We start from the raw sequence: 9587 nt of genomic DNA on the forward strand, positions 1-9587 counted from the left end.
AAAGTTTAAAGGAAGTGTACATTATAATAAAGTAGTATCTTAGTTATTTAAGATGCTATTTTTTTTATTCTATTTAAGCTATAATCTAAATTAACATAATTAGAACTCGTCTGCCACCGTTTTTAGCGGTTTAGTTCTATTATACTATTGTGACGCATGATAAAAATATTATACCAGTGCTATATACCCAATTGATTATGCATATTTCTACATCTATCTAACCATAGAATTTTATATTCACTGGGTTCAATTACTCTGCCTTTTAAATCTTCTATTGAATTAATTCCTTCTGCAATACACCAGTCAACGCAAATCTGATATGCATTCCAACTTAATTCATCCTCATCCCAATACACGTTTATTGTTTTGACTCCTTTTATGTATGCGGCATATGCCCTCGTATGACCATCAGTAAATATAATTTTACCATTTAAAGTTTTAATAGGTAAGGCGTCATAACTTTCATAATCACTTGGCGTAAACCATTTTAATACATTATTCAACTTTTGTGAATTTATATATAGTTGACTTGGTTGAATATCATTTAAATTCATTAGAATGTCTTTTGACATTTAGCACCCTCCATAAATTTATGACGTAAATTAAGATAGTTATTAAACAATAACTATTATAAAATCCATTCATATATGCATTCTTGTCTTTCGCCTTCTCTATACATTTCATTGTAAGGGGGCAAGTCTACTATCTCTTTAAGTTTAAGTCCTGCTTTCTCACAAGTCATTCGAGATGGAAAATTATTTGGATTGCAAGTTATTATCAATTTGTCTATTCCATGAGCAATTGCAATCTGTCTGATGATTTTACAAGCCTTTGACGCATAATTATTGCCCCTATAAGATTTTTTAATCCCATAGCCAATATGACCACCATAAAATATATTTTCATTATATCCAATACGAATATCAATATTACCTATGCTATCATTTGAATTGTACAAAGTAATCCTATATTTATATGCAGGGACATAGCCGTTTCCCTCATTAGATGGTGTTTTATCTTCAATCTTCAAATCAATCTCACCATCTGTTAAATAATCAAAATCTTTGAACTCAAACATTGGTATCCCCCTTTTAGTTACGATATAATTTAACTGCCATTGCACTGTAAATCATTTATTTAATTATACCATTATTACCGTAAATTAGGTAAAAACCGTTTAAGTTCATAAGCACAATATATGTTCCGTTATATATTGATATGTTATAATTTCCTTATTGAAAAGCGAAGAGGGATTTCTAACTAATTAAAAGTATGAGAGTTAATCAAATAATCTGCTTACAATATTCAATTTCAATATTTTCTAAATTTTAACTAGTGATTACTATCACTTACCTATAAACAAGTGGTATAATATTACATGGGTATAACAAGGAGGAGTGTATAAAAAATGGGATGTACTGATAAATTTTTTGAAAATAAAAGACCGTGGTCTATATTTAAAGATAGAATGTTGAGTTGGTATTTAAAACCGTATATTACCAAGTTACTTTACATGAAAAAGCCACTATATATTATTGATTGCTTTGCAGGAAAAGGTAAATTTGACGATCATAAAGACGGATCACCAATAATAATAGCAAAGCAAATACAAGAGGTTTTGGAAGACAATAATATACACAATAAAGAGGTTAAAGGAATTTTTATTGAAAAAAAATACTCACGGGAATTAGAATTTAATATAGATGGGTATAAGAAATGTAAAGCTTGTAAGGGCACTTTTGAAGACAATATAGAAAGAATATGTAAAGCCCGGAGTGTGGGGAATATATTTTTATATATAGATCCCTATGGTATTAAAAGCTTAAAGTATGAGTATATAGAGCGTATTTGTGATAGTTCATACGGGAACTTTAATTCAATCGAAATGCTTATTAATTTTAACTCTAATGGGTTCATTAGAGAGGCTTGTAGGTTACTTAAATATAATATAAGCGACGAGCTAATTGAGGAGCATGAAGACAATTATGAAGCACAAGAAGTTTCAGAGAGCTATTTGACAAAAATTATAAACAGTAGTAAATGGAAGGTTCTTGTGACAAGTTATTATAAAAATATTCTAGCTTACCATGAGGTTGAAGAAAAGATTGTTGAAGAGTATGTTTGTAGTCTTAAAGAAAAATTCAAATACTGCTTAAATATACCAATTAAAGACAAAGAGAAGAATATACCGAAATATAGAATGATTTTCTGTACAAACAGTAAAGATGGATTGCTGCTTATGAATAAAGGAATGAATAATACAGCAAATGAAATGAGAGAGCAGGAACTTGGGGGACAGATGTCACTTTTTAGCTTACCAGAAATACAAGATGTTAGATGGTTTGGTAAGTATGCATATGAATTATTATCTCAATATGATGAGACTGAATTTATAGATTTTGTGTGTGCCATAATTGATAAGATGAATATATTATATACAGAAAGTGATATAAGACAAAAGTTAAAGATTATGGAGAAACAAGGTGCAATTACAGTAACTAGAGTGCGTAAAGATGGATCAACTCCTTCAAGGAGACTTACAGGATGGAATTGGAAAGATAATAAAATAAAAATCAGATTAGTGGAAAGTATATTAATAAACGAAGGAGTAATATGATGGATACAATAGAACGCAAATCATTACTTTATAAGACCGGTGTGGAATACGGAGATTACACTATAAACCATGCACAAGGATGTTCACATGGGTGTAAATATCCTTGCTATGCTATGCTGATGGCAAAGCGGTTTGGAAGGGTGAAAAATTATGAAGAATGGTGTACTCCTAAAATTGTAATAAATGCAGAAGAACTATTACGAAAAGAGCTTCCAAGGTATAAAGAGGATATAAAATCGGTTCATTTTAGTTTCACTACAGATCCTTTCATGTATGGGCATAATGAGGTGGGGGACTTAACATTAAGGCTAATAGCAATACTGAATGAAGCAGGGGTAAAGTGTACTGTATTAACAAAGGGGATATTACCAATTAAATTAGCTCAATTAAGTAAGGATAACGAATATGGTATAACTGTAGTATCACTAAATGACGAGTTCAAAACAAAGTATGAAGAATTTTCAGCTCCTATTCAAGAAAGAATCAATGGATTATACGAGTTACATAAAATAGGGTGTAAAACTTGGGTTAGTATAGAGCCATACCCTACTCCTAATATAATAGAACAGGATTTTGATGAAATTCTAAATTCTGTATCATTTGTTGATAAAATCATATTTGGAAGATTAAATTACAATTCGTTAGTTACACAATATAAAGGATATAAAGAGTTTTACAATAAGCTTTCAAAAGATGTTGTAGACTTTTGTGAATTGAATAATAAAGAGTATCATATTAAAAATGGTACATTAACTGCTTCAATACCGCAAGTAATAAAAACATAGAATAGATAAAGATAATCCTAACTAGTTTACTTTAGGGGTGCAAAACCAAAAGCAACAGCGATTTTTACAACCGTTTTAGCAAAAAAAACTATGCTGATTAAGTTATTTAGCATAGTTTATACATTTAATTATTTAAGCTTTAATGAAGAATATAAGAAAAATGTGTCTTATTTATTCAAAAGGTCTATTGTCTCTTCGGTCCATTCATTCGGTCCTTCGTTTGTATTAATATATTTTCGCCAGTATCGACCTGTCTCTTTATCAAATATTATAATATTTGAATCGGCATTTATCATTTCATATTTATTCTTGGTGACTATATTCTTGTTAACTATATCATTTTCACCATAATCCTTAAATGTATAGATTACTGAACTTGCCAAAATAAGAAAACCTATTATAATTGATATTCCTATAATAATTACAGATTTTTCTCCATGTTTGCCTCCCCCCTCTTTTTTTTATTCGCAATTAATGAACAATTGATTACCATTACAACCGTAAATTAGGTAAAACCGTTCAAAGTAATAAGTACAATATATGATCCGCCATCTTTTGACATGCTTAATTTTCTTATTGAAAAGCGAATAAGATTTTAATGAAACTACTAAAGATATGATATTTGAAAAAATGCTATGGTTACTTATTTATTTAGTGTTAATAATATTTTAGGAATAAAGTCACATATATAAGATACTAATAAACATAATTGGAAGGTAATAGTAACCGAGATATTTTAATAAGAAGAATGAGAAATTACAAAATAACAACAGGATAGTAGTATGGGGCAGAGGGCTTTAACCCTATATTGTTAATAAAATTGACTTCAACGAAAAAAGGATTATACTTGGTATTTCAAAAACTGACGGAGACATTACTTTAGTTTTTATACTAAATAGAATAATAATTAGAGCGATATAGTAAATGTGTTACCGTCATTTTGGGATAGGTTGATTTTATAAGCGTGGCTTATTATTGCAGATAATATAAACACTACTATAGTAGTATCTAAATAACAACAGTAGGGGTTGTCATTTATTTATAAAGTATTAGTATTATTCTGAAATCATTACGCTAACTTTGACTTGATAAAAATTGAGATTACTATATATAATCTATTAAGTGGCAACTTTCCTACGAAAAGCAGTAAATAGACAAAAATTAAAATGTTATCACTAATTCCTCTATATAATATAATATATAGTAGATTTCATGATAACTTAATTAATTTTAACTACTATAGATGGTATGGTGCAACAAATAATTTTTATATGGACGACTTCTTCTAAATTTATGAAGGAATCTCCACCTAACAGTAATCGTAGATGGAGGTATTGCTTTAGCAACTATTAGTGCTTAAATTCTATCATTATCAATATCATAAATTTGATTCTCTATAAATTCAGATATTGTATAAGTGTTTTTATCCCCATCTTCCTCCTCTTCATCTATTTGGTTGACATATTGGTATGCTAAATCTGAAACCCATTCTCCACCAAAGTAGCTTTCAAGTTTGACTATCTCATCCTCATTTAATTCATTTCTTAAATAGTCCATAGCAGCATAAACATTTTCATAGTGCTTGGCCTCCTTTTTAGATATAAGGATACGGGCATATTGTCTCCAGTATTCACCATGACCATCACCATGATTTTCTTTATCTTTGGTTTTTTCATCCATATGCAGGTAATCAGCTATCATGGCACAAAATAAATTTAATATCTTGGCTATTGTTTTTTCAATTCCAAGAATAAACCATTCAGAAGCAAAACAGAAAGATTGAGAAAGAATCGTTAAGTCATTATAGTATTTAATGAAATAGCCCTCGGAGTCAATATTATCTGGAATTTCAATAGGCACTTGAGGTATTTTATTAAGAAGATTGCTATACTTCTCTGTTGGAATTAAATTTTTATCATTTAGATAAAGCAAAGATTTAATCATTATTTCCCTTATTTTATTTTCATCAAAAATAGCATGATCATTTTTATCATTTTCAAAAATTATCTTTCCTAGTTTAGGGTGTAGGTAAATTGTTTTTTCATTTGTATTCATAAGTAAGTCCCCTTTGTAATTTTTTATGTGAAGGAATTTATAGCAAATACTTAATATGAAAATACAGGTAATAAACTATAAGTGATCACAAATTTAACTTTATCAAATGGAAATTGTTATGTAAAGTAATATTTACTCAATTTATATAAAAAATTAAAACATAGTATAAATTTATAATATAGTAAAAATATTTTAGTAAAATAACTTTACAATTATTAAACGGTATGATAATATACAATTATAGTAATATTTAAGAGGGAGGAATAATAAATGGCAATAATTAAAACTTTAATTAGAAAACAAAGCCATAAAAGTACAACACAACATTTTTTTATAATTAAGGAGGCAAAAAATGCTTAATAATTTTAATTATCTTGTTAATTCTATAAATAGTAAAAAAAGAAAAAAGAATATAACCGTATGTGTTGATGAAGAGACAGTTGAAAAACTTGAAGAAATAGAATTAGACATTGGAATTTCCAAAAATCAAATACTTTCTGATAATTTGTATGATTTGGTAAAAACATATGATAGACTAAAAAATCCAAATTATTATATTATAAATTCTAATAATAAGAATATGCCAAGAGGTCATATATTAATGATGGCAAATGATAAGGTGTCAACGTGGGGAAATGAGAAGGAATCTTTGTGTGATATTGAGCCGGGAGATTATATATTTTTAAATCTTGATACCTTTGGTATTGTTGGTGCAGGTAGAGCTACAACAAAGTTTATAAGTTCTCCTTTTAGCCACTATGAGTGTTATGCTGATAAAGAAAAAACAGAAGTTAATGATATGGTATTTGAAGAAGAATATTTTGTGATGGTTGATTATGACAAAAAATCATTCGGTGATTATGATGAGAAAGAATTTGCCGGATTAGCAGTATATTTAGATATAGATTCAATTGTAACTGAAGAAAAAATATATGATATTGTAAACTCAAAGGAAGACCCTATGAAAAAGTTTGATCTTGATCAAGTAAAAATAAAATTAAGTAAGGAAGATGGCGAGAGGCTTAAAGAATTATATCTTGAATTAAGTGGTGGACAACTTTCACTGAACTGCTTAAATGATAAAACACAAAGTATAGTTGATATTGAAGAGGATATTGAAGATATTGAAACTAATGAAACTAATTTAGATGTAACAGGTGAAAATAATTTCAATGTGAAGCCCGGTGAATATGTAAAATCACACATGCTAAAATTATTTAGAGATAGAGCTTATGCTGAAGAGTTAATACAAAGTTTTTTAGAAAAAAATTATAGTAAGGATATGATAAATGTAAATTATCCACTATTAAAGAAAATTGATATGAAAAGTTCCATTAGTGAACAAGCAAGGATTGACGGTATGCCGAGATATTGGGTAAAGCCAATAATAGATATAAAAGGCGAAAAATATCTGATCTGCTCACAATGGTACCAGTGGAATATAAGAGATTTTGAACAGTGGTATGAGAAGGTAAGCAAATAATATTTATAAACAGACTTATAAGTAGAAATTTATAAGTCTATTTTTTATGCAACTAAAATACTACATCGTAGAGTTGTTATGGTAAAATAGTTAATATATAGAAGGGAAAAGTATTTGATGGTATGATATGCGACTTTAACAAATAACAGGGTTTAATAAAATAAAGTCAGTATTAGAATATATATGGGGGTGTAAAAAAAATGACTATTTATGCTAAATTACTAAATAAGGCAACTATAAAACTCGGAGATGGAGAAGAAGCGAGAGCAGAGAAACTTATAATAAAAGCTACTGGAGAAGAAGAATTAAGATTTTCTTGGTGGACGCAAGATGGAAAACAATTTCAACGAGCACCATTGGATTTAAAGGAGGATGATTGGTTAAAACTTTTTGACGCAGCTGTAAAAGAAAAAGTAGTATCAGAAGAATTTGTATCAGAGTTAATAAAGGTTTTAGAAAATAGAGGTTTTAGAAAATAGAGGTTAATAGAAAAATATATAAGTAAGCATGAGGAGGTACGTTATGTATTATATATATGAGAATTGGAGAGCGGAGAAAAAAGCAATTATACATGAAGGGATTTGTAGGTTTTGCAATGAGGGGAAAGGAACGGGCAAAAACACGCTTGGAGAGGGTAATGGTAAATGGCATGGACCATATCCACAATTTGAAGAAGCTTGGGAAAAGGCAAATTCACTAGAGGATAGAGAGGTTAGGAAGTGTAGTTTTTGTATTAAGTAAGACAACACCTAAATATGTGAAAAATGCTTATGTACATGTCAGAATGAGGTTGGGAATTAGTAGAACTTAATCTGATGGTTATAGTTAGCAATTTAGTTAGAATAATTAATAAAGATAAATTGGGGGTTGGCGGGATGAGTATTGTAAAATATATAACTGTTTTAGTAGTAGGCATGGCAATTGGATTTATTGTAACAAAGAATCAAGCTTTTATAAATGTTATGAGAATGGTTAATTGGTCGGTTTTGCTTTTTTGGTTTACTTTATTTCTGGGTGCAACGATTCCTATTACAGTAAATTATTTTTCAATAAAGAAACAGGAAGTAATAAAATTAAAAGCAAAATTAGCCCAAGATAAAATTGATATTTTAAGAGATTATAAAACCTTTGATTTATTTATGAGAATGACAGTTGATCTTGATAAAGAAGTTTCTGAATTAAAATTTAAGTATGATGCAACCATTATAGATTTGACGGCACCGTCATTAAGAGGATTGAATATTTTAGTAAGCCATGAAATTTATGATAATTGGAAAGCAGATAATATGCAACATATTGAGAAACTAAACGGATTAGGTAGTAAGAAAATATCAAACCATACTTGGTATATGCTAAACTACATACTTAATTTAGATGTGTTAATTGAGGATATTCCTAATGATAAAATGTTGGAGATTTCAGTGGCTGTTAAAAATGATTTCATAGATATGAGCAATGATTTTGGTGAGATAATTGATAAATACTTGAATTTAGATTTATATAAATTTAAAAACGACCTGACTTCCAAAAAAAACATTATTACACAGGCACAAATCGCAAATAAGCTAAACAAAACAAATCTCATAAAGTATAAAGAGCAACTATCACGGTTAAAAATCGGTTAATATAGAAATAAGCATAGTTTGTATATGAAATTAAAACAATAAAATTGGATTCATTTAATTATAATTAAAAACATGTAGTTAAGGAGAGAGTTAAACTATGAAAGAGTTTAGTTATAAAATTCTTAAAAAGAGATATATACCAATGATTTTTATCATTCCCTTTATATTAATATTTATATTAAGTTTGATTATTAAATATGGAACTATGTTCATAAACACTAAAGAATTAATCATTGATGTTTATAGTCCAATAAAAATTGGAGAGTACTTATATTATTATTTTTCTATTATTGGAATTGAATTAACAGCATTATTATCCTATGCTTTATGGTTAACAAGTGTAAAAAGTATTGATCTTGCAGAAACTATTAATGATAAAGAAGAAAATAGAGATAAGGAGAAGGTTAGAGAGAGTGCTTTAATAGTGTACTATGATTTAGTGTCTAAAATTAGCATTCTAAAATTGCTATATTCAAAGAATTTTCTGAAAGATAACGTACAGGAAACCAGAAAAATTAATGTTACATCTGATTGGGTTAAAAATATAGCAAATTTAAGAAATTTCTTAAACGGGAAAGAATTAGAGACACTATTTAACTTATACAATAGTTTTCTATTGATTTATGAACTTGAGCGTAGTGAGAACGATAAAAACGAGGAAATAAAAGTATTGGTTGAAAGATTGTCTAGTAAAATATTCATTCCGGTTCTTTTAGAATATTTGTGGATGGATTTCACAGGGGAAACAGAGGCAATATTAAGTAGTGAATATTATTTGATTTTAAGAAAGATTGAAGCTACATCAAATAATGATTATAATTATTATTTAACAAGTGAAAATGGAGAGAATCAAGTTAAGCAAAAGAATGGAAGTGAGAAATATATTGTTGAACGTCAAATTATAACTAATTGAAAAGTCATTTTATTTCTATTATTAGTAGGTGATTTACGTCAGATTACCTCTAAGAAATCAATTTATAAATAAGAAAACATCATTTTATTAGTATAATTTGTTTTAGCCA

General features: G+C 28.3%; 11 protein-coding genes. 7 read left to right on the forward strand and 4 right to left on the reverse strand.

The window, feature by feature from the left end:
- Positions 1 to 179: 179 nt before the first annotated feature.
- Both JJD95_RS18315 and JJD95_RS18320 read right to left on the reverse strand, forming a co-directional pair.
- Positions 180 to 572, reverse strand: coding sequence for a hypothetical protein (locus JJD95_RS18315; protein ID WP_291644659.1), 393 nt, complete (start codon positions 570 to 572; stop codon positions 180 to 182).
- Positions 573 to 628: 56 nt separating this feature from the next.
- Positions 629 to 1078: a GNAT family N-acetyltransferase gene (locus JJD95_RS18320; protein WP_291644661.1), complete on the reverse strand. Its 450-nt coding sequence runs from the start codon at positions 1076 to 1078 to the stop codon at positions 629 to 631.
- Between the two features lie 330 nt (positions 1079 to 1408).
- On the opposite strand from JJD95_RS18320, the gene tcmP reads away from it, so the two are divergent.
- Together tcmP and JJD95_RS18330 are read left to right on the forward strand one after the other, a co-directional pair.
- A complete protein-coding gene (tcmP, locus tag JJD95_RS18325; protein ID WP_291644663.1) occupies positions 1409 to 2617 on the forward strand; it encodes a three-Cys-motif partner protein TcmP in 1209 nt (402 codons plus the stop codon).
- On the forward strand, positions 2617 to 3402 hold the full coding sequence (locus JJD95_RS18330) for a radical SAM protein (RefSeq protein WP_291644664.1): 786 nt from the start codon (positions 2617 to 2619) through the stop codon (positions 3400 to 3402). Before tcmP ends, JJD95_RS18330 begins: the two co-directional genes overlap by 1 nt.
- A 167-nt stretch (positions 3403 to 3569) precedes the next feature.
- Here the strand turns inward: JJD95_RS18330 and JJD95_RS18335 are convergent, their stop codons facing one another.
- Positions 3570 to 3785: a hypothetical protein gene (locus tag JJD95_RS18335; protein WP_291644666.1), complete on the reverse strand. Its 216-nt coding sequence runs from the start codon at positions 3783 to 3785 to the stop codon at positions 3570 to 3572.
- A gap of 973 nt (positions 3786 to 4758) precedes the next feature.
- Entirely contained in the window at positions 4759 to 5457 is a 699-nt protein-coding gene (locus tag JJD95_RS18340; RefSeq protein WP_291644668.1) for a hypothetical protein, read from the reverse strand.
- A 352-nt stretch (positions 5458 to 5809) separates the two neighbouring features.
- Between JJD95_RS18340 and JJD95_RS18345 the strand changes: the two genes are divergently transcribed.
- The 5 genes from JJD95_RS18345 to JJD95_RS18365 all read left to right on the forward strand — a co-directional run bounded on the left by JJD95_RS18345 (position 5810) and on the right by JJD95_RS18365 (position 9478).
- Complete coding sequence (locus JJD95_RS18345; protein ID WP_291644670.1) at positions 5810 to 6940, forward strand: hypothetical protein; 1131 nt, start codon at positions 5810 to 5812, stop codon at positions 6938 to 6940.
- A gap of 200 nt (positions 6941 to 7140) precedes the next feature.
- Positions 7141 to 7419 (forward strand): hypothetical protein, encoded by a 279-nt coding sequence (locus JJD95_RS18350; RefSeq protein ID WP_291644672.1) that lies wholly within the window; start codon positions 7141 to 7143, stop codon positions 7417 to 7419.
- Between the two features lie 43 nt (positions 7420 to 7462).
- A complete protein-coding gene (locus JJD95_RS18355; RefSeq protein WP_291644674.1) occupies positions 7463 to 7681 on the forward strand; it encodes a hypothetical protein in 219 nt (72 codons plus the stop codon).
- 134 nt (positions 7682 to 7815) lie between these two features.
- Positions 7816 to 8565 (forward strand): hypothetical protein, encoded by a 750-nt coding sequence (locus tag JJD95_RS18360; RefSeq protein ID WP_291644676.1) that lies wholly within the window; start codon positions 7816 to 7818, stop codon positions 8563 to 8565.
- Between the two features lie 97 nt (positions 8566 to 8662).
- The gene (locus JJD95_RS18365; RefSeq protein ID WP_291644678.1) at positions 8663 to 9478 is read left to right on the forward strand and encodes a hypothetical protein; all 816 of its coding nucleotides are present in this window, start codon (positions 8663 to 8665) and stop codon (positions 9476 to 9478) included.
- Positions 9479 to 9587 lie beyond the last annotated feature (109 nt).

This window comes from Clostridium sp. (genome assembly GCF_016650035.1).
GTDB lineage: Bacteria > Bacillota > Clostridia > Clostridiales > Clostridiaceae > Clostridium_AD.

Coding starts and splice junctions, on each gene's coding strand:
- JJD95_RS18315 (WP_291644659.1), bottom strand. CDS start 572: ATGTCAAAAGACATTCTAATGAATTTAAATGATATTCAACCAAGTCAA.
- JJD95_RS18320 (WP_291644661.1), bottom strand. CDS start 1,078: ATGTTTGAGTTCAAAGATTTTGATTATTTAACAGATGGTGAGATTGAT.
- tcmP (WP_291644663.1), top strand. CDS start 1,409: ATGGGATGTACTGATAAATTTTTTGAAAATAAAAGACCGTGGTCTATA.
- JJD95_RS18330 (WP_291644664.1), top strand. CDS start 2,617: ATGGATACAATAGAACGCAAATCATTACTTTATAAGACCGGTGTGGAA.
- JJD95_RS18340 (WP_291644668.1), bottom strand. CDS start 5,457: ATGAATACAAATGAAAAAACAATTTACCTACACCCTAAACTAGGAAAG.
- JJD95_RS18345 (WP_291644670.1), top strand. CDS start 5,810: ATGCTTAATAATTTTAATTATCTTGTTAATTCTATAAATAGTAAAAAA.
- JJD95_RS18350 (WP_291644672.1), top strand. CDS start 7,141: ATGACTATTTATGCTAAATTACTAAATAAGGCAACTATAAAACTCGGA.
- JJD95_RS18355 (WP_291644674.1), top strand. CDS start 7,463: ATGTATTATATATATGAGAATTGGAGAGCGGAGAAAAAAGCAATTATA.
- JJD95_RS18360 (WP_291644676.1), top strand. CDS start 7,816: ATGAGTATTGTAAAATATATAACTGTTTTAGTAGTAGGCATGGCAATT.
- JJD95_RS18365 (WP_291644678.1), top strand. CDS start 8,663: ATGAAAGAGTTTAGTTATAAAATTCTTAAAAAGAGATATATACCAATG.